This is a genomic window from Pseudomonas sp. NFACC51, assembly GCF_900103575.1.
Classification (GTDB): domain Bacteria; phylum Pseudomonadota; class Gammaproteobacteria; order Pseudomonadales; family Pseudomonadaceae; genus Aquipseudomonas; species Aquipseudomonas fluorescens_Q.
Genome location: NZ_FMXH01000006.1, coordinates 364,808 through 385,138, shown reverse-complemented (window position 1 = coordinate 385,138; position 20,331 = coordinate 364,808). Strand labels below are relative to the sequence as shown.

18 protein-coding genes are annotated in these 20,331 nt (G+C 61.8%); 12 read left to right on the top strand and 6 right to left on the bottom strand.

Annotated elements, in window-relative coordinates; translation table 11 throughout:
• Nucleotides 1-345 precede the first annotated feature (345 nt).
• Both BLT00_RS15180 and BLT00_RS15175 read right to left on the bottom strand, forming a co-directional pair.
• A complete protein-coding gene (locus BLT00_RS15180) occupies nt 346-1,839 on the bottom strand; it encodes a CoA-acylating methylmalonate-semialdehyde dehydrogenase (protein ID WP_092147142.1) in 1,494 nt (497 codons plus the stop codon).
• A gap of 71 nt (nt 1,840-1,910) precedes the next feature.
• Nucleotides 1,911-3,260, bottom strand: a complete 1,350-nt coding sequence (locus BLT00_RS15175; RefSeq protein WP_003197518.1) for an omega-aminotransferase AptA — start codon at nt 3,258-3,260, stop codon at nt 1,911-1,913.
• Nucleotides 3,261-3,382: 122 nt separating this feature from the next.
• Between BLT00_RS15175 and BLT00_RS15170 the strand changes: the two genes are divergently transcribed.
• The 6 genes from BLT00_RS15170 to BLT00_RS15145 all read left to right on the top strand — a co-directional run bounded on the left by BLT00_RS15170 (nt 3,383) and on the right by BLT00_RS15145 (nt 9,875).
• On the top strand, nt 3,383-4,303 hold the full coding sequence (locus BLT00_RS15170) for a LysR family transcriptional regulator (RefSeq protein ID WP_092147139.1): 921 nt from the start codon (nt 3,383-3,385) through the stop codon (nt 4,301-4,303).
• Nucleotides 4,304-4,504: 201 nt separating this feature from the next.
• Complete coding sequence (locus BLT00_RS15165) at nt 4,505-5,155, top strand: TetR/AcrR family transcriptional regulator (RefSeq protein ID WP_063323077.1); 651 nt, start codon at nt 4,505-4,507, stop codon at nt 5,153-5,155.
• Nucleotides 5,156-5,162: 7 nt separating this feature from the next.
• On the top strand, nt 5,163-5,744 hold the full coding sequence (locus tag BLT00_RS15160) for an IMPACT family protein (protein WP_092147136.1): 582 nt from the start codon (nt 5,163-5,165) through the stop codon (nt 5,742-5,744).
• A gap of 532 nt (nt 5,745-6,276) precedes the next feature.
• Entirely contained in the window at nt 6,277-7,830 is a 1,554-nt protein-coding gene (locus tag BLT00_RS15155) for an ABC transporter ATP-binding protein (protein WP_092147132.1), read from the top strand.
• 12 nt (nt 7,831-7,842) lie between these two features.
• Complete coding sequence (locus BLT00_RS15150) at nt 7,843-8,949, top strand: ABC transporter permease (protein WP_063323080.1); 1,107 nt, start codon at nt 7,843-7,845, stop codon at nt 8,947-8,949.
• Nucleotides 8,949-9,875, top strand: a complete 927-nt coding sequence (locus BLT00_RS15145; RefSeq protein ID WP_013692177.1) for an ABC transporter permease — start codon at nt 8,949-8,951, stop codon at nt 9,873-9,875. Before BLT00_RS15150 ends, BLT00_RS15145 begins: the two co-directional genes overlap by 1 nt.
• Nucleotides 9,876-9,927: 52 nt before the next feature.
• Here BLT00_RS15145 and BLT00_RS15140 read toward each other — a convergent pair whose 3' ends face one another.
• Nucleotides 9,928-10,365: a hypothetical protein gene (locus BLT00_RS15140; protein ID WP_063323082.1), complete on the bottom strand. Its 438-nt coding sequence runs from the start codon at nt 10,363-10,365 to the stop codon at nt 9,928-9,930.
• 82 nt (nt 10,366-10,447) lie between these two features.
• Here BLT00_RS15140 and BLT00_RS15135 point away from each other — a divergent pair, with 82 nt between their 5' ends.
• From BLT00_RS15135 to BLT00_RS15125, 3 genes are all read left to right on the top strand, one after another.
• Nucleotides 10,448-10,798, top strand: a complete 351-nt coding sequence (locus BLT00_RS15135; protein ID WP_092147129.1) for a MerR family DNA-binding transcriptional regulator — start codon at nt 10,448-10,450, stop codon at nt 10,796-10,798.
• Nucleotides 10,799-10,823: 25 nt separating this feature from the next.
• The gene (locus BLT00_RS15130; protein ID WP_063323084.1) at nt 10,824-11,510 is read left to right on the top strand and encodes an SDR family oxidoreductase; all 687 of its coding nucleotides are present in this window, start codon (nt 10,824-10,826) and stop codon (nt 11,508-11,510) included.
• A 247-nt stretch (nt 11,511-11,757) separates the two neighbouring features.
• Nucleotides 11,758-13,116, top strand: coding sequence for an 8-oxoguanine deaminase (locus BLT00_RS15125; protein ID WP_092147126.1), 1,359 nt, complete (start codon nt 11,758-11,760; stop codon nt 13,114-13,116).
• A 243-nt stretch (nt 13,117-13,359) separates the two neighbouring features.
• Here the strand turns inward: BLT00_RS15125 and BLT00_RS15120 are convergent, their stop codons facing one another.
• A complete protein-coding gene (locus BLT00_RS15120; protein WP_092147123.1) occupies nt 13,360-14,451 on the bottom strand; it encodes a calcium:cation antiporter in 1,092 nt (363 codons plus the stop codon).
• A gap of 314 nt (nt 14,452-14,765) precedes the next feature.
• On the opposite strand from BLT00_RS15120, the gene BLT00_RS15115 reads away from it, so the two are divergent.
• From BLT00_RS15115 to BLT00_RS15105, 3 genes are all read left to right on the top strand, one after another.
• Entirely contained in the window at nt 14,766-15,848 is a 1,083-nt protein-coding gene (locus BLT00_RS15115; protein ID WP_063323087.1) for a BMP family ABC transporter substrate-binding protein, read from the top strand.
• 84 nt (nt 15,849-15,932) lie between these two features.
• On the top strand, nt 15,933-16,898 hold the full coding sequence (locus BLT00_RS15110) for a 2-oxoglutarate and iron-dependent oxygenase domain-containing protein (RefSeq protein WP_092147120.1): 966 nt from the start codon (nt 15,933-15,935) through the stop codon (nt 16,896-16,898).
• 83 nt (nt 16,899-16,981) lie between these two features.
• Nucleotides 16,982-17,935 (top strand): adenosine deaminase, encoded by a 954-nt coding sequence (locus tag BLT00_RS15105; RefSeq protein ID WP_092147117.1) that lies wholly within the window; start codon nt 16,982-16,984, stop codon nt 17,933-17,935.
• Between the two features lie 170 nt (nt 17,936-18,105).
• Here BLT00_RS15105 and BLT00_RS15100 read toward each other — a convergent pair whose 3' ends face one another.
• The gene (locus BLT00_RS15100) at nt 18,106-19,482 is read right to left on the bottom strand and encodes an MFS transporter (protein ID WP_092147114.1); all 1,377 of its coding nucleotides are present in this window, start codon (nt 19,480-19,482) and stop codon (nt 18,106-18,108) included.
• A gap of 110 nt (nt 19,483-19,592) precedes the next feature.
• Nucleotides 19,593-20,327, bottom strand: a complete 735-nt coding sequence (locus BLT00_RS15095) for an ArsR/SmtB family transcription factor (protein WP_092147111.1) — start codon at nt 20,325-20,327, stop codon at nt 19,593-19,595.
• Nucleotides 20,328-20,331: the final 4 nt, after the last annotated feature.

Here is a 20,331-nt window from a genome sequence, read left to right as displayed (position 1 = left end):
CGATCTCTCGTTAGCGGGAGGCGAATTCTACAGCGTTACTCGCTGCTGTCAACACCTCTTTTTCACCGCTTTCGACCGAGAAGATCGAACCGCCGATAGAGCCAAACAACAGCGCTCCACCTGCTCCTTCCGGGCTTCGATGAACTGAAGCCCTGCATCTTCGAAACCTACTTAACTCATTGAATCTCAAGGAGTTTTCCGTTTCGACTGCGCCGGAAGTGGGGCGAATTATAGACTTCCAGAATCTGCCGTCAACACCTATTTTCACAATTCTGTCACATCAGTCAAAAAGCCCCGCAAACACAGAGGCCGGCGCCCTAGGGCGCCGGCCTCTTCACTTACCGGTTACAAGCTGGGGAACGCAAACTGCGAAGCCTCATGGCTGGCACGCTGCGGCCAACGCTGGGTAATCGCTTTGCGACGGGTATAGAAACGCACGCCGTCCGGGCCGTAGGCGTGCAGGTCACCGAACAGCGAGCGCTTCCAGCCGCCAAAGCTGTGATAGGCAACCGGCACCGGCAATGGAACGTTGACGCCCACCATGCCGACTTCAATCTCATCGCAGAACAACCGCGCCGCTTCGCCATCGCGGGTAAAGATGCAGGTGCCGTTGCCATACTCATGATCGTTGATCAACTGCATCGCCTCTTCCAGGCTGTTGACCCGGACGATGCACAGCACCGGCCCAAAGATCTCTTCCTTATAGATGCGCATCTCGGGGGTCACACGATCGAACAGGCAGCCACCGAGGAAGAAGCCCTCCTCATGACCCGTCACACTCAAGCCGCGACCATCGACAATCAGCGAGGCACCCGCCGCCACACCCTCTTCTATATAGCCACTGACCTTGTCCCGGTGCTGACCGGTCACCAACGGCCCCATGTCCAGCCCGCAAGACGTGCCAGCGCCGATTTTCAACGCCTTGATCTGCGGCACCAGCTTGGACACCAGTGCATCCGCCACCTGGTCGCCGACACACACCGCCACCGAAATCGCCATGCAGCGTTCACCGCACGAACCGTACGCCGCGCCCATCAGTGCGCTGACGGCATTGTCCAGGTCGGCATCCGGCATCAGCACCGCATGGTTCTTCGCCCCGCCCAGTGCCTGGACGCGTTTGCCACGCCGCGTGCCCTCGGCATAGATGTATTCGGCAATCGGTGTCGAACCGACAAAACTCAATGCCTTCACTTCCGGCGCTTCGATCAGTGCGTCCACGGCGGCCTTGTCGCCATGCACAACGCTCAACACACCTTTGGGCAAACCGGCTTCCAACAGCAACTGGGCGATCAGCAATGTCGAACTTGGGTCACGCTCGGATGGTTTGAGGATGAAGCAGTTACCGCAAACGATCGCCAGCGGATACATCCACAGCGGCACCATCGCCGGAAAGTTGAACGGCGTGATGCCCGCCACCACGCCCAGAGGCTGGAAGTCTGACCAGGCGTCGATGTTCGGTCCTACGTTACGGCTGTATTCGCCCTTCAGGACTTCCGGCGCTGCGCAGGCGAATTCGACATTCTCGATGCCACGCTTGAGCTCACCGGCCGCGTCTTCCAGTGTCTTGCCGTGTTCTTCACTGATCAACTGGGCGATACGCGACTCGTTTTGCTCCAGCAATTGCTTGAAACGAAACATCACCTGTGCACGCTTGGCCGCAGGTGTATTGCGCCAGGCCGGGAAAGCTGCCTTCGCGGCGTCGATGGCCTGCTGGATGGTCGCGCGATCAGCCAACGGTACTTTATGGATGGCCTGGCCAGTGGAAGGGTTGAACACATCGGCGGTGCGAGCGCTGTCGCTCAGCAATTCGCCATTGATCAAATGCGGGATGAGGCTCATGGGGACTCCAGAATTATCCACAGGCGCCCGTGAACGGACGCCTGTTATTGAAAGCTATATGGAAGAACGGATCAGTCGAGCTTGTTCAGCACTTCACCGACCGCGTCGAACAGGCGATCCAGGTCCTGCGGCTTGCTGTTGAACGTCGGCCCGAACTGCAGGGTGTCGCCGCCGAACCGCACATAGAACCCGGCTTTCCACAACGCCATGCCGGCCTCGAATGGACGCACGATGGCATCGCCGTCGCGCCCGGCGATCTGGATCGCGCCGGCCAGGCCATAGTTACGAATGTCGATGACGTTCTTCGCGCCCTTCAAACCGTGCAACGCGTTCTCGAAATGCGGGGCAATTTCGGCCACGCTCTGTACCAGGTTTTCCTTCTGCAGCAGGTCCAGCGCCGCCAGGCCCGCCGCGCAGGCCACCGGGTGAGCCGAGTAGGTGTAGCCGTGGGGAAACTCCACCGCGTACTCAGGCGTCGGCTGGTTCATGAACGTCTGGTAGATCTCGGAGCTGGCAATCACTGCGCCCATGGGGATCGCGCCATTGGTGACTTGCTTGGCGATGCACATCAGGTCGGGGGTCACACCAAAGCTGTCGGCACCGAACATCGAACCGGTGCGGCCGAAACCGGTGATCACTTCGTCGAACACCAGCAGGATGCTGTGCTGGTCGCAGATTTCCCGCAGACGCTTGAGATAACCCTCTGGCGGAACCAGCACGCCGGCCGAACCAGCCATCGGTTCGACGAACACCGCCGCGATGTTGGAAGCATCGTGCAGCTCGATCAGCTTCAACAGCTCATCGGCCAAGGCGATGCCGCCCTCTTTTGGCATGCCACGGGAATAGGCATTGCTGGCCAGCAAGGTGTGCGGCAAGTGGTCGACGTCCATCATGGCCTGGCCGAACAGTTTGCGGTTGCCGTTGACACCGCCGAGGCTGGTGCCCGCGATGTTCACGCCGTGATAGCCACGAGCACGACCAATCATCTTGGTCTTGGTCGCCTGCCCCTTGAGACGCCAGTAGGCGCGGACCATCTTCACCGCGGTATCGGCGCACTCGGAGCCGGAGTCGGTAAAGAACACATGATTGAGATTGCCCGGGGTCAGGCTGGTGATTTTTTCCGCCAGTTGGAACGACAGCGGATGGCCGTACTGAAACCCCGGCGAGTAATCAAGGGTGCCCAGCTGCTTGGCGACCGCTTCCTGGATTTCCTTGCGGGTGTGCCCGGCGCCGCATGTCCACAGGCCCGACAACGAGTCGTACACCTTGCGCCCCTTGTCATCCACTAGCCAACTGCCTTCGGCAGCGACGATCAGGCGCGGATCGCGCTGGAAATTGCGGTTGGCGGTGTAAGGCATCCAGTGGGCATCCAGCTTGAGCTGGCTGGCCAGGGAACCGGCAGCGTGTTCGGGCATGTTCATCGACAAAACCTCGCAGGTCATAAGCGACAGGGGATCGAAAGCGTTCTTGCAGCTAAGTTGCCACGACGATAAAGTCGGTGAAATCCAACTTTTGTAACCTTCAGTCGGCGGATCACTAAACTATGAGCGCTCGTCGTCCCGATCCACTGGCCCAGGTCAGCGACTTTGATATTCGCCTGCTGCGCATTTTCCGCAGCGTGGTGGAATGTGGTGGTTTCTCCGCAGCGGAAACCGTGCTTGGCATCGGCCGGTCGGCCATCAGCCAGCAGATGAGCGACCTCGAACAACGTCTCGGCCTGCGCCTGTGCCAACGCGGGCGCGCGGGGTTTTCCCTGACCGAGGAAGGTCGCGAGGTGTATCAATCGGCGTTGCAGCTCTTGAGCGCACTGGAAAGCTTTCGCACCGAGGTTAACGGCTTGCACCAGCATCTGCGCGGTGAACTGACCATCGGCCTGACCGACAACCTGGTCACCCTGCCCCACATGCGCATCACCCACGCTTTGGCGCAATTGAAGGAACGCGGGCCCGACGTGCAGATCCAGATTCGCATGATCGCCCCCAACGAAGTCGAGCAAGGCGTGCTCGACGGGCGTTTGCATGTCGGCGTAGTTCCCCAGGCCAGTGCCCTGTCCGGGCTGGAATATCAACCGCTGTACAGTGAACGATCGCTGCTGTACTGCGCGGTCGGGCATCCGCTGTTTTATGTCGATGACCAGCAACTTGAGGACGCTCGCCTCAACAGCCAGGACGCCATCGCGCCGACCTTCCGCCTGCCAGCCGACATACAGGCCCATTACCAGGCGCTCAATTGCACCGCGAGCGCATCGGACCGCGAAGGCATGGCGTTCCTGATCCTCACCGGACGCTACATCGGTTACTTGCCCGATCACTACGCCAGCCTCTGGGTCCAGCAAGGTCGGCTGCGGGCCTTGAAGCCCTCGGCACGTTTCTATGACCTGAGCCTGGCGTCGGTCACCCGCAAGGGGCGTCGGCCTCATCTGGTGCTGGAGAGTTTTCTCGAAAGCCTGGCGGCCACCCGTTAACCCTTTTGCTCTTTGTGGGAGCGAGCTTGCTCGCAATAGCGGTTATTCAGTCAATAAAGATGTGACGGATCCACTGCTATCGCGAGCAAGCTCGCTCCCACAGGTGTTTAGTCGGGCTTTTAGTGTGATGGCACTTGTCGGATTGATGCCGGTGCGCTATCAACGCATTTGCTTGCCCACAGACCCAGCTCGGAAACGCCCATGACCTTTGAAGTCCCTGCCCACGGTGGCAAGCCCACCAGTCGCATTCGTCAAAAGAACGAAGAGACGATCCTCAAGGCTGCCGAAGATGAATTCGCCCGTCACGGGTTCAAAGGCACCAGCATGAATGCCATCGCCCTTAAGGCCGGGCTGCCCAAGGCGAACCTGCATTATTACTTCACCAATAAACTCGGGTTGTACGTGGCGGTGCTGAGCAACATCATCGAATTGTGGGACAGCACCTTCAACACCCTCACCGCCGAGGATGATCCGGCCGAAGCCTTGACCCGCTATATCCGCGCCAAGATGGAGTTCTCTCGTCGCCAACCCCAGGCGTCGCGGTTGTTTGCCATGGAAGTGATCAGCGGTGGCGAATGCCTGAGCGAGTATTTCAACCAGGATTATCGCACCTGGTTCAATGGTCGGGCGGCCGTATTCCAAGCCTGGATCGATGCCGGCAAGATGGACCCGATCGACCCGGTTCACCTCATTTTCCTGTTGTGGGGCAGTACCCAGCATTACGCCGACTTCGCCACCCAGATCTGTCGCGTGACCGGTCGCAGCAAGTTGACCAAGCAGGACATGGTCGAGGCTGGCGATAACCTGATCCGCATCATTCTCAAGGGCTGCGGCCTGACACCTGCCCTCTAAGATCGCCATGCCCTTTACCCTTGCCGGCTTTTGCGAATACCGCGAAGAAATTCGCAAAAGCCGCTTCATCACGTTCGCCGCGCCCATCAGCAGCCCCGCCGACGCCCAGGCCTTTATCGACCAGCACAGCGACCTGAATGCCTCGCACAATTGCTGGGCCTGGAAACTCGGCGACCAATACCGCAGCAACGACGATGGCGAGCCGGGAGGCACCGCCGGGCGGCCGATCCTGGCCGCGATCGAAGCACAAGCCTGCGATCAGGTCGCGGTGCTGGTGATCCGCTGGTACGGCGGGATTCAACTGGGCACAGGCGGGCTGGCCCGGGCTTATGGCGGCGGCGCGAACAAATGCCTGCAAAACGCCGAGAAAATCGAATTGATCAGTCGCGTAGCGTTGCGCTGTTCCTGCGGCTTCGCCGAACTGGCCCTGGTGAAACTGCGCGTCGCCGAATGCGACGGGTTGGTCAATGAAGAACGCTTTACGGCCAATGGCGTCGACCTTCAACTGGCCGTGGGTGAAGCGCAGATCGAAACATTACAAACGCACCTGGCCGACCTGAGTCGCGGCCGGATTCTGCTGGCACGTTGAGATCATCCTGCGACCTTTCAGGGCGCCCGCAATCGTTCAACTTGCCCACATCCACTGTGGGCCCGACTGTGGATAACCTGAGCAAATCCCTCTGTAACCCTTCTGTCATGCGGGTTTCAGAGAGTTGCTCATTTTTCAGCCAAAGTCCCGTCGAATCGACAAATCCATCCATAAAACAAACGCTTGCGGCGGTTTATCACCTTTAGAAGAAAGCCCCGCAGTGCTTATGCCCGAGTTTCCGGCTTGCACACAATAACTGTGGAGCAACCTGTGGATAACCCGTTCATGGCTCCTGCTACCCCAAGGAGGGCATGGCTCGCAGCCGCTTGCTCAATTTTTAACCACCCATTTCAGGGCAAACCGATGCCTGCGCAAAACTTGCGCGCTCCAAACCGGTGCAGAATTTTCCTATGGCAGATGCCCAGGCTACCTGCAAAGAGCCTTGGCGGCGCGGGCCGAGGCGATTTCCTGACCTGATGGCCAGGAAATTGCTTTATCCACAGGCATTCCTGTCCATCGGCCCGAGCCTGTCATGTCCAACCCCGACTCCATCGCGCGCCTGCAATTGCGCAACATCAGCAAACGCTACCCCGGTTGCCTGGCCAACGACGCCATCGACCTGAGCATCCAACCCGGGGAGATCCACGCCCTGCTCGGGGAAAATGGTGCGGGTAAAAGCACCCTGATGAAGATTATCTACGGCGTCACCCCTGCCGATTCGGGCGAGGTGATCTGGCAAGGCCAGCGCGTCAACCTGCGCAACCCGGCCCAGGCCCGCAGCCTGGGAATCGGCATGGTGTTCCAGCATTTCTCGCTGTTCGAAACGCTCACCGTTGCGCAAAACATTGCCCTGGCAATGGGCGCGGCAGCCGGTACGCCGGCGCAGCTGGAACCCCGGATCCGCGAGGTTTCCCGACGCTACGGCATGGCGCTGGAGCCGCAGCGGCTGGTCCACAGCCTGTCGATTGGCGAGCGGCAACGGGTGGAAATCATTCGCTGCCTGATGCAGGACATTCGCCTGCTGATTCTCGACGAACCGACCTCGGTGCTCACGCCCGTTGAAGCCGAAGAGCTGTTCGTGACCCTGCGCCGCCTGGCGAGCGAGGGCTGCAGCATCTTGTTTATCAGCCACAAGCTTGGGGAAGTGCGAGCGTTGTGCCACAGCGCCACGGTGCTGCGCGCAGGACGGGTATCGGGGCATTGCACCCCGGCGCATTGCTCGGACCGGGAGTTGGCGCAACTGATGGTCGGCGAAGCGGCCGGGCTGATCACGGATTATCCCAAGGTCAGCGCCGACAAAGCCTTTCTGCAGATCGACAAGCTGTCCTGGCACAACCCGGACCCGTTCGGCTGCTCGTTGCGGGAGATCGACCTGGAGGTGCGCAGCGGCGAAATCGTCGGCATCGCCGGGGTGGCGGGCAATGGTCAGGACGAATGGCTGGCGTTGCTCAGCGGAGAGACTCCGCTTGCCCGCCCGCAAGGCGAAACGATCCGATTCGACGGGCAACCCGTGGCTCATCTACGCCCCGACGCCCGTCGCCGGCTCGGGCTGGCATTTGTCCCCGCCGAGCGCCTGGGCCATGGCGCCGTGCCGCAATTGAGCCTGGCGGATAACGCCTTGCTCAGCGCTTTCCAACAGGGCCTGGTCAGCCACGGACTGATTCGCCGCAGCAAGGTCGAACACCTGGCCGAGGAGATCATCCGTCGCTTTGGCGTGAAGACACGCGACACCAAAACCCCGGCGCGCAGCCTTTCGGGGGGCAACCTGCAGAAATTCATTCTCGGTCGGGAAATCCTGCAACAGCCGAAGCTGCTGGTGGCCGCTCACCCGACCTGGGGCGTGGACGTCGGCGCGGCGGCGACCATCCATCGCGCCCTGATCGCCCTGCGCGATGCGGGCGCGGCGATTCTGGTGATCTCCGAAGACCTCGACGAACTGTTCCAGATCAGCGATCGCCTCGGCGCCTTGTGCGGCGGGCGTCTGTCGGCCTTGAGACCCACCGTCGAGACCCGTCTCAGTGACGTCGGCGGCTGGATGGCCGGCCAGTTCGACGCCCCTCAATCCCCTGCCCCCGCACCGGTTTAAACGGAGTTCTACATGCTGCTCTCTCTCGAACCTCGCGGCCAACAATCGCGCCTGATGCTCTGGTGCTCGCCGCTACTGGCCGCCGTGTTGACCCTGGCCTGTGGCTCGCTGCTGTTTATCGCCCTGGGGCATGACCCGCTGCAAACGCTGTACACCCTGTTGATCGCCCCGATCAGCGATCTGTACGGCGTGTCCGAGTGGCTGGTCAAGACCTTGCCGATCCTGCTGTGCGCCCTCGGCCTGGCAGTGGCCTATCAGGCGCGAATCTGGAACATCGGCGCTGAAGGCCAGCTGTTGCTGGGCGCCTTGGCCGGCAGTGCCTTGGCGGTGAACATCATCGACGTGCAAAGCCGCTGGGCACTGGTGCTGATCCTGCTGACCGGCACCCTGGCCGGTGCCGCCTGGGCCGGGCTCACGGCGTGGCTGCGCACGCGCTTCAATGCCAACGAAATCCTCACCAGCATCATGCTCAATTACATCGCCCTGAACCTGCTGTTGTTTTGCGTTCACGGACCGTTGAAAGACCCAGCGGGTTTCAATTTCCCGGAGTCGGCGATGTTCGGCGAGGCCAGTCGCCTGCCGTTGCTGCTGGAAGATGGTCGGGTCCATGCCGGGCTATATTTCGCCCTGCTGGCGCTGGTGGCGGTGTGGGTGTTGCTGCAGAAAAGCTTCGTCGGCTTTCAAATCAAGGTGCTGGGCCTCGATGCCCGCGCCGCCGGTTTCGCCGGTTTTCGCCAGAAGCCGCTGGTGTGGCTGGCGCTGTTGATCAGCGGGGCGCTGGCCGGGCTGGCCGGCGTCTGCGAAGTGACCGGGCCGATCGGCCAACTGGTGCCGCAGGTGTCGCCGGGCTACGGCTATGCGGCAATTACCGTGGCGTTCCTGGGACGGCTCAATCCCATCGGCATTCTGTTTTCCAGCCTGTTGATGGCGTTGCTGTATATCGGCGGCGAGAGCGCGCAGATGTCGCTGAACCTTCCCCAGGCAATCACCCAACTGTTCCAGGGAATGATGCTGTTTTTCCTGTTGGCCTGCGACGTGCTGATCCTGTACCGGCCACGCCTCAACCTGCGCTGGGCCCGGCGCACCCGAACCACCGCCGTACAGGCAGGAGCGCTGTGATGGATATCGACCTGTTGAGCAATATTTTCTACGCCATGGTCCGCTGCGGTACGCCGTTACTGCTGGTGGCCTTGGGTGAATTGGTCTGCGAAAAAAGCGGCGTCCTCAACCTGGGCCAGGAAGGCATGATGCTGTTCGGTGCGGTGATCGGTTTTATCGTCGCCTTCAACAGCGGCAACCTCTGGCTCGGCGTGCTGCTAGCGATGGCTGCCGGCATGCTGTTGTCGGCGCTGTTCGCGTTGGTGGCGCTGGTATTCAACGCCAATCAGGTGGCCACCGGGCTGGCGTTGACGATTTTCGGCGTGGGCCTGTCGAGTTTTGTCGGGGCGGCCTGGGTCGGCAAGCCGCTGGCGGGGTTCGAGCCGCTGGCCATTCCTTACCTGAGTGACATTCCGTTGATCGGGCGGATGCTGTTTGCCCAGGATCTGCTGGTTTACCTGTCCTTCGCCCTGTTTGCCCTGGTGGCGTGGATGATTGTGAAAAGTCGCGTCGGGTTGATCATCCAGGCCGTCGGCGAGAACCCCGACGCCGCCAGTGCCATGGGCCTGCCGGTGTTAAGGGTGCGGACCCTGGCGGTGCTGTTCGGCGGCGCCATGGCCGGCCTGGCCGGCGCCTATCTATCGTTGGCCTACACGCCGATGTGGGCCGAGAACATGAGCGCCGGGCGCGGCTGGATCGCCCTGGCGCTGGTGGTGTTCGCCAGTTGGCGGGTGTGGCGCCTGCTGCTGGGCGCCTACCTGTTCGGCCTCGCCAGCATCCTGCACCTGGTGGCCCAGGGCTTGGGGCTGGCGATTCCATCGAGCTTGCTGGCGATGTTGCCGTATGCCGCGACCATTGTGGTGCTGGTGCTGCTGTCCCGGGACGCCGTGCGCACCCGACTGTATGCGCCGGTGTCCTTGGGGCAACCTTGGCAGGCGGGGCATTGAAGTACACCTGTGGCGAGGGAGCTTGCTCCCGCTGGGGCGCGCAGCGTCCCTCTTAGGAAGGCGACTGCTGCGCAGTCGAACGGGAGCAAGCTCCCTCGCCACGGACGGGCAGTGTCTGCACGACGCCCCACACTACCTCGAAAAACAGGAAAACCCACAACACCGCACTGGCCCCATGAAGCAGCGCATACAGCATCCAGGCGGCAAACAGAAACCGCCCCGTCGCGTCATAACGCCCATACAGCGGCTGCGGATCCCGAATCCGCAGCACCGCCCATACGCAGACAATCGAGCCCAGCAGATTCACCATCAGCACATGCGCCGGCGCAAACGGCGGCAGTTCTCCAGGCAGGTCGAATAGCTGAGCCAAGCTCATCAACACACCATGCAGCGCCGCAAAGCTCCACGGCGTGACTAGCGCGGCCGACACGATCAGGTCGTACCAGGCACTGCCGAGCACCACCCGGCGATATTGCATCGAAGTCCACATACACTTTGCTCCAGATAATTGGGGAGCGAAAAGGCTAAAGCCTGGGGTATGCTCCAAGGTCAAGCCCCTTCTGGAGTCGTCCATGCGTATCGGTGAATTAGCCCAAGCCTGCGATGTCAGTCGAGACACCCTGCGCTTCTACGAGCAGCGGGGCCTGATCGCGGCGACGCGCAGCGCTAACGGCTATCGCGACTACCCCGCCGACGTTGTCCAACTGGTGCTCTATATCAAGACCGCCCAGCGCCTGGGCTTTACCCTGGGCGAGATCGGCGCCAGCGTCGCCGCCCTGTGGAACGCCCCCGACCCGGACTGCGCCGTGACGCAATTGCTGCAAGACAAACTGAACCTGATCGAAACCCGTATGACCGAACTCGACGCGTTGCGTCACGAGCTGAAACAACGGCTCGGGCAACGCTGTCCATTAAATCCATGACCTTTTTCTTTCAAGGATGCCTCTCATGAATTCGGCAAGAAACGCATTGATCATCGGCGCCTCCCGGGGCCTGGGCCTTGGTCTGGTGAAGACCCTGCTCAGCGATGGCTGGAACGTGACCGCCACCGTGCGCAACCCGCAGAACGCAGAGGCTTTGAGGGCGCTGGGCCCGGTGCGGATCGAAAGACTCGACATGGACGACCAGCAAGCGGTCATCGCCCTGAGTCAACAACTCAAGGGCGAAACCTTCGACCTGCTGTTCGTCAACGCCGGCGTCAAGGGTCCGGACAACCAGAGCCCAGGCGGCGCGACGCTGGCCGAAGTCGGCCAGTTGTTCTTCACCAACGCCGTGGCCCCGATCAACCTGGCCCAGCGCTTTGTCGGCCAGATCCGCGACGGCAGCGGCGTGCTGGCGTTCATGAGCTCGGTGCTGGGCAGCGTGACCATGCCCGACGCCCCGGAACTGGCGCTGTACAAGGCCAGCAAGGCGGCGCTCAATTCGATGACCAACAGTTTTGTCAGCCAACTGGGCGAGCAGGCATTGACCGTACTGTCGCTGCACCCGGGCTGGGTCAAGACCGACATGGGCGGTGAAGGCGCGGACATCGATGTCGAGACCAGCACCCGCGGGTTGATCGACCAAGTGAATGCCTTCGTCGGCAAGGGCGGGCATCACTTCGTCAACTACAGGGGCGAAACGATTCCCTGGTAACCCCATCTTTCCTCTGTGGGAGCGAGCTTGCTCGCGATGGCGGCCTTACATCCAAGATTGATGTCGCTGATCTACCGCTATCGCGAGCAAGCTCGCTCCCACAGGGGTCTCGACCTGACACTGGATCTGCGCCCGACAACCTGAGTAAACTCCGCACCTCGCCCAGTCCAACGGGCGACCCTGGATCAGCAGACAGGGCATCACTGAGCTGGCTAACCTGAACCCACTTTCAGAGGAGCCGGCCACCATGCCTGCGACCCGTACCTGGTTAAAAAATCCCCTCGCCATTTTCACCGCCAACGACCTCGATGCCCGTGGCGGCCTCGTCCTGCAGGACGGTGTGATCGTCGAACTGCTGAGCGCCGGCCAACAACCCACCCAGCCCTGTGACGACATCTTCGATGCGCGCGAGCATGTGATCCTGCCGGGGTTGATCAACACCCACCATCACTTCTACCAAACCCTGACCCGCGCCTGGGCGCCGGTGGTGAACCAGCCGTTGTTTCCCTGGCTCAAGACCCTCTACCCAGTGTGGGCGCGGCTGACCCCGGAAAAACTTGCCCTGGCCAGCAAAGTGGCCTTGGCGGAGTTGCTGCTGTCAGGCTGCACCACGGCGGCCGACCACCACTACCTGTTCCCCGAAGGCCTGGAAAATGCCATCGATGTGCAGGTGCAGAGTGTTCGTGAACTGGGCATGCGCGCGATGCTGACCCGCGGTTCCATGAGCCTGGGCGAGGCCGACGGTGGCTTGCCGCCGCAGCAGACCGTGCAGCAGGGCCAGGTGATTCTCGACGACAGCCAGCGCTTGATCAGCCAGTACCATGAGCGCGGTGACGGCGCCCGGATCCAGATTGCCCTGGCGCCCTGCTCACCGTTTTCGGTCACGCCCGAGATCATGCAGGCCAGCGCCGAGCTGGCGGAAAAACTCGACGTACGCCTGCACACGCACCTGGCCGAGACCCTCGATGAAGAGGACTTTTGCCTGCAACGCTTCGGCCTGCGCACCGTCGATTACCTGGACAGCGTCGGCTGGCTCGGACCGCGCACCTGGCTGGCCCATGGGATTCATTTCAACCCGGATGAAATCGTCCGCCTCGGCACCGCCGGCACCGGCATCTGTCACTGCCCAAGTTCGAACATGCGCCTGGCCTCGGGCATTTGCCCGACCCTGGACCTGACCGCCGCCGGCGCTCCCGTGGGCCTGGGGGTAGACGGTTCGGCATCCAACGATGCCTCGAACATGATCCTCGAAACCCGCCAGGCGCTGTACATCCAGCGCCTGCGCTATGGCGCGCAAGCGATCACACCGGAACGCGTACTGGGCTGGGCAACCCGGGGCTCGGCGCAACTGCTCGGGCGCGGCGATATCGGTGAATTGGCGGTGGGCAAGCAGGCCGACCTGGCGCTGTTCAAGCTTGATGAGCTGCGCTTTTCCGGCAGCCACGACCCGGTCTCGGCGCTGCTGCTGTGCGGTGCGGATCGGGCGGATCGGATGATGATCGGCGGGCACTGGCGAGTGATCGATGGGCAGGTCGAGGGCTTGGATTTGAAGGGGCTGATTGCCGATCACAGCCAGGCGGCGCGGGAACTGATCGCCGGAGCCTGATCCAGCCAAAATCCCCGGTGGGAGCCAATGCGGTTCATTTAAGAAAAATGATGGACCTGTGGCGAGGGAGCTTGCTCCCGCACGGCTGCGAAGCAGTCGTAAACCGGTGTGTCCGATGCTCCGCATTTGGCAGGTTTTGGGGCCGCTCCGCGGCCCAGCGGGAGCAAGCTCCCTCGCCACGGGTTTGTCGATTGCCCTAAGTGAACAGCAAGCCCGCTCCCACAGTTTGGCTTTGTGCAGAGTCTAGAGTCCCAGCAACGACAACATGATAAACGTCGCGAACAACACAAAGTGGGTCATGCCTTCAATGGCATTGGTTTCGCCATCGTTGAGGTTGATGGCGCTGACGATCAGGGTGATGAAGATCATCACGGTCTGCACTGGCGTCATGGCCATTTGGAAAGGCTGGCCGGTATAAAGGGCCATGGCCTCCATCACGGGCACGGTGAGAATCACCGTGGACAGCGAAGCGCCCAATGCAATGTTCACCACCGACTGCATGCGGTTCGCCAGGGCCGCGCGCAGGGCGGTGAGGATTTCCGGTGCGGCGGAGATGGCGGCCACCAGGATCGCCGTGACCACCGGCGGCGCACCCGAGCCTTCCAACCCCAGGTCGAGGGCCTTGGACATGACTTCGGCCAGGGCGCCGATAATCACCACGCCAACCACCAGCGCACCGATGGAAAGCGCCAGGCTGATGGGTTCCGGTTCGTTTTCCACCGGCTCTTTCTTGCGGCGTTTTTCCGGGTAGCTGTAGCTGAAGAAGTAACTGTGAGGCCCGACCTGCATGCGCAGGAACAAGGTGTACAGCACGATCATCGCGCCAATGGTAAAGGCCGAATACATTTTCCAGCTCTCGCGGGGAATGAACTCCGGCACCACCATCGATACCCCCATGGCGGTAAGAATCATCACGCTGTAGGTGCGCGCCGAATCGTCGTTGTAGGCCTGCTCGCCATGCTTGATCCCGCCCATCAGCGCCGCGAGCCCGAGGATGCCGTTGATGTCGAGCATCACCGCCGAGTAGATCGTGTCCCGCACCAGTGTCGATGACGCTTCGTTGCTCATCATGATCGCCAGGATCACCACCTCCACCAGCACCGCCGACAAGGTCAGGATCATCGTGCCGTAGGGATCACCGACCTTTTCCGCCAGCAGTTCGGCGTGATGGGCCACACGCATCGAGGCGGCGACGATGAAGCCGATCAGCACCAGGCCGCTGATCAACGCGACCAGTTGCCCGTTGCCCAATAGCCAATGTTCCAGCGGATAGGCGATACACGCGGCGATCAGCGCCAGCAACAGCAGTTTTTCTTGCTTGAGCAAAGTGAGCATCGCAGGCCTGTCAGCGTGGGCGGGTCATGAATTACTGACTATAGGAGGCGGTGAACGTTTCGTTCGGTGTGATGCACCAGGGGGTGGCGAGTGGCGGGCGGCGCGCACCTTTATCGCCCGGACGATCTTACTGTGGCGAGGGAGCTTGCTCCCGCTGGGGCGCGCAGCAGCCCCCGGCTTTTACAGCCGCTGCGCGACCGAGCGGGAGCAAGCGCCCTCGCCACAATTGGACCGTGTCGATTAGTTGTCTTGTTGGTCAGCATTTTGCATTGGTGCCGTACAGCCAACCTCACAACAAAATGGAGTTCGAGTTCATGCACAAACGCCCCTTGAAGAAGTTGCTTTGCGCCGTTGTCGCCGCCGTCGGCCTGGGCGCCGGCCTGAATGCCAGTGCCGCCGACCCGCTGAAGGTCGGCTTCGTCTACATCGGCCCGATCGGCGATCACGGCTGGACCTATCAGCATGAACAAGGGCGCAAGGAGCTGGCGGCGAAATTCGGCGAGCAGATCACCACCAACTACGTGGAAAACGTGCCGGAGGGTGCCGATGCCGAGCGGGTGATCCGCAACATGGCCAAGGACAAATACGACCTGATCTTCACCACCTCCTTCGGCTACATGAACCCGACACTGAAAGTCGCCAAGCAGTTTCCCAAGGTGATCTTCGAACACGCCACCGGCTACAAGCAAGACAAGAACCTGGGCACGTACCTGGCTCGCACCTATGAGGGCCGCTACGTCGGTGGTTTTCTCGCGGCCAAGATGACCAAGACCAAGAAGATCGGCTACGTCGCCTCCTTCCCGATCCCGGAAGTCATCCGCGACATCAACGCCATCCAACTGGCCCTGAACAAGTACAACCCCGGCAGCGAGATCAAAGTGGTGTGGGTCAACTCCTGGTTCGACCCGGGCAAGGAAGCCGACGCCGCCAACGCGCTGATCGATCAGGGCGTGGACGTAGTGTTCCAGCATACCGACAGCCCGGCGCCGATCCAGGCCGCCGAGCGACGCGGCGTCTATGCGGTGGGCTACGCTTCGGACATGGCTCACTTCGGTCCCAAGGCGGTGCTGACGTCCATCGTCAATGACTGGGGCCCGCACTACATCCAAGCGACCCAAAGCGTGCTCGACCACAACTGGAAATCCCAGGACTACTGGGGTGGCCTGAAAGAAGGCACGGTGAAACTGCCGATCAGCGACCTGGTGCCAGCAGCGGTCAAGGGCGAAGCCGAACAGATCATCGCTGACATCGAGAGCGGGACCTTCCATCCGTTCACCGGCCCGATCAAGGACCAGGCCGGCGTCGAGAAAATCCCGGCGGGCGTGAGCGCCACCAACGCGGAACTCGCGTCGATGAATTATTACGTCGAAGGCATGAAGGCTGAGATTCCCAAATAGTCCCCAAAACCAACCCAAAACCTATTGTGGGAGAGAGCTTGCTCGCTCCCACATGGGGCTCCTATTCCAAGCCAGGAAAGCCGCATGAACAGCCTGCCCATCATCGACATCAGCCCGCTCTACGGCGACGAGCCCAGCGCCTGGCAAACCGTCGCCGAGCAGATCGACCAAGCCTGCCGCCAATGGGGCTTTTTCTACATCAAGGGTCATCCCATCAGCCCGGCGCGTATCGCCGAGGTGCTGGGCAGTGCCCAACGCTTCTTCGCCCTGCCCGTCGAAGAAAAACTCAAGATCGACATCACCCAGACCCGCCACCACCGTGGCTACGGCGCCGTCGCCACCGAACAACTGGACCCGACCAAGCCCAGCGACCTGAAGGAAACCTTCGACATGGGCCTGCACTTGCCGGCCGATCATCCCGACGTGCTGGCGGAAAAACCCCTGCGTGGCCCCAACCGCCACCCGGACCTGATTGGCTGGGAAAGCTTGATGGAGCAGCATTACCGCGACATGCAGGCACTTGCACAAACACTGCTGCGGGCCATGACCCTGGCCCTGGGTATCGAGCGAGACTTTTTCGACACGCGCTTCAACGAGCCGGTCAGTGTACTGCGCCTGATCCACTACCCGCCCCGCCGCACTGCCAGTAGCGCCGAACAGCAAGGAGCCGGCGCCCATACCGATTATGGCTGCATCACCTTGCTCTATCAGGACGCCGCCGGCGGCCTGCAAGTGCGCAACGTCGACGGCCAATGGATCGACGCGCCGCCCATCGACGGCACCTTCGTGGTCAACCTCGGCGACATGATGGCGCGCTGGAGCAACGACCGTTACCTGTCGACGCCGCATCGAGTGATCAGCCCGCTGGGGGTGGACCGGTACTCGATGCCGTTCTTTGCCGAGCCGCACCCCGACACGCTGATCCAATGCCTGCCCGGTTGCCAGGATGACGCCCACCCGCCAAAGTACCCAACGACGACCTGCGCCGAATTCCTGCTGTCGCGCTTCGCCGACACCTATGCTTATCGGCGTGAGTCGCTCGCCGTGTAGTGGATCAGCCGGTCAGGTTTTACCCGACAGGGCGGCCAGCGCCTGTAGAATGCCCGCCATCGATTCGCTGATGAGAAAAGACCATGTACGACTGGCTGAACGCCCTGCCCAAGGCTGAACTGCACCTGCACCTGGAAGGCTCGCTGGAGCCCGAACTGCTGTTCGCCCTGGCCGAACGCAACAAGATCGCCCTGCCGTGGAGCGACGTCGATACCCTGCGCAAGGCCTATGCCTTCAACAACCTGCAGGAATTCCTCGACCTGTATTACCAGGGCGCCGATGTGCTGCGCACCTCCCAGGATTTCTATGACCTGACCTGGGCCTACCTGTTGCGTTGCAAGGCGCAGAACGTGATCCACACCGAACCGTTCTTCGACCCGCAGACCCACACCGACCGTGGTATCGCGTTCGAAGTGGTGCTCAACGGCATCGCCGCCGCCCTCAAGGACGGTGAGCAGCAACTGGGCATCACCAGCGGCCTGATCCTGAGTTTCCTGCGCCACCTGAGCGAAGAACAAGCCGAGAAGACCCTCGACCAGGCGCTGCCGTTCCGCGAGGCCTTCGTGGCCGTGGGCCTGGACAGCTCGGAAATGGGCCATCCACCGAGCAAGTTCCAGCGCGTATTCGACCGCGCACGCAACGAAGGCTTCCTGACTGTCGCCCACGCCGGCGAAGAAGGTCCGCCCGAGTACATCTGGGAAGCCCTGGACCTGCTGAAGATCCAGCGCATCGACCATGGCGTGCGAGCCATTGAAGACGAGCGACTGATGCAGCGGATCATCGACGAGCAGATTCCGCTGACCGTGTGCCCGCTGTCCAACACCAAGCTGTGCGTGTTCGACGACATGTCGCAGCACAACATCCTCGACATGCTCGAACGCGGTGTGAAGGTGACGGTGAACTCCGATGACCCGGCGTACTTCGGCGGCTACGTCACCGAAAACTTCCACGCGCTGTATACCCATCTGGGCATGACCCAGGACCAGGCCAAGCGCCTGGCGCAGAACAGCCTGGACGCGCGGCTGGTAAAACCTTAGCGTTGTGGAAATGAGCTGCCCTTACCACAGGGAACAAAGAACAACCTGTGGCGAGGGAGCTTGCTCCCGCTCGAGCGCGAAGCGGTCGCAACCGATGGGTTTCGTTCATGTGACGAGAGGACTGCTACGCAGCCCAGCGGGAGCAAGCTCCCTCGCCACGGGAATGCCTATCACCTTATCGCCTCGCTCAACTCCTCCAACGTCTTGCCCCGGGTCTCCATCCCGAACAACCAGACCACCCCCGCCGCCACGGCGAAGCACAACGCGCCCAGGGCGAACACGCCACCCTGGCCGGTGATGGGAAAGACCAGGCCGGTCACCAGCGGGCCGAGCAGCGAACCGATGCGTCCCACCGCCGAAGCAAAGCCTGAGCCCGTGGCCCGGGCCGAGGTGGGGTACAGCTCCGGCGTGTAGGTGTAGAGCACCGCCCACATGCCGAACAGGAAAAACTGCATCAGCAACCCGGTGCCGATCAACAGGCCGACGTTGCCGCCAAACACCGCGCTCTGCCCGTACAGAAACGCCATCACCCCACCGCCCAACAGCGTGATGACGCACACCGGTTTGCGCCCCCAGCGCTCCACCAGCCAGGCTGCCATCAAGAAACCGGGAATCCCGCCCAGGGAAATCAGCACCGTGTAATACACCGATTGGGTCACCGCGAACCCCGACTGCTGCAACAACGCGCTGAGCCAGGACGTCAGGCCGTAGAAACCGAGCAAGGCAAAGAACCAGACGCTCCAGATCATCATCGTGCGCTGGCGATACAGCGGCGACCAGATCTGCGCCAGGGCCGAAAAGAAATTGCCTGGCGTGCTCTCAACCCTTGGCAAACGGATCGGCTCCGGCAGGGTCTGATGCCCCAGCGAGGTCCGGACCTTATCTTCGATTCGCTTGAGCACCGCGTCCGCTTCATCGCCCCGACCGGCTTGCTCCAGCCAGCGTGGCGACTCGGGAATGAAGAAACGAATCGCCAGGACAAACACCGCCGGCACCGCCAGCACCAGAAAGATGTCGCGCCAGCCGACCACCGGCAGCAGGAAATACGACAGCACCCCCGCCGCCACGAAACCCAGCGGCCAGAAGCCGTCCATCAAGGCGATGTAGCGGCCCCGACGCTTGGCCGGGATCAGCTCCGAAAGCATCGACTGGGCAATCGGAAATTCCATGCCCATGCCGATACCCAGCAGGATGCGAAACAGCGTCAAGGTCTCGATGTCCTGGGCCGTGGAGCACAAGTAACTGGCAATGCCCCACAGCACGATGCTCCACTGGAACACCGGCTTGCGCCCGAAACGATCGGCCAGCATGCCCGACAGCGACGCCCCCACCACCATGCCGAAGAAGCTGGAGCTGGCGAGCAAACCGGCCTGGGCGGTACTCAGGCCGAACTCGGCTTTGATCGATCCCAACAGGAACGTCATCATCGCCAGGTCCATGGAGTCAAAGAAAAACGCCAGGGCGATGATGATGAAGATGACCCGGTGGTAACCGCTGATGGGTAACCGTTCCAATCGTTCCGCCGCACTGTAGCCGTGAGTGTCCATGCTGCCTCCCCCAATCCGATAATTCCCCGGACCGAGTGTGCGCGAACCTCGCAGGTGGCTATTGCTGAATACGACCTGCCGACAGCCCTGAGCGACGCATCGAGCGTTCTCTAGATTGCCATCTCCACCGTGTCCTGCCGGGCGAACCGCTGGATTTCCTGCTGGCCGAGCGTCGTCACCTGCAGGGCTCGCGAATCGTTCGGCAAGCTCAGCCAACCCGACTGCATGAACAGTTGCAGCAGGGCCGCCCCCAGCGCGCCCCCCAGGTGTGGACGACGCTCGCTCCAGTCCGGGCAGGCACAAGCAATGCGGGCGTTGCGATGGGCCAGGGCCTGGATGAACAGGCCACGTTCGGCCAACTGATTGGCGCCTTTGTGGGTGACGATCACCCGCTGCTCGAACTGCTCGATCCACCCGGCATCCAGCAGCTGCTGATACAGGTCCGCCGCCAGGGTGCCCCCCAGGTGATCGTCGCAAAGTCTGGCCCGCATCAACGACGTGGGAGCCGACGGCGCTTTGCTCGGCATGACCCGGCGCTTGAAGATGTCCGGGATCTGGCGCGGCGTACTGACCAGCGTCGCGCTGGCCAGCGCTTCGACGGCAGCACCGATTTCAGGGGCTGCCAGGCGGAAAAACCGCTTGCGGCCCCGGGCTTCGACTTTCAACAGGCCTCCAGCGGACAGGCGTCCCAGATGCGCGCTGGCCGAGGACGGCGACAACCCGGCGAGCAATGCCAACTCCTCGGCCTGGCGGGCCGTGCCGTCCATCAAGGCCCACATCATTGCGCTGCGCTTGGGGTCAGCCAGCAGCGTGGCGATCTGGCTGATGCAAGGTGCATGTTCCATGTAT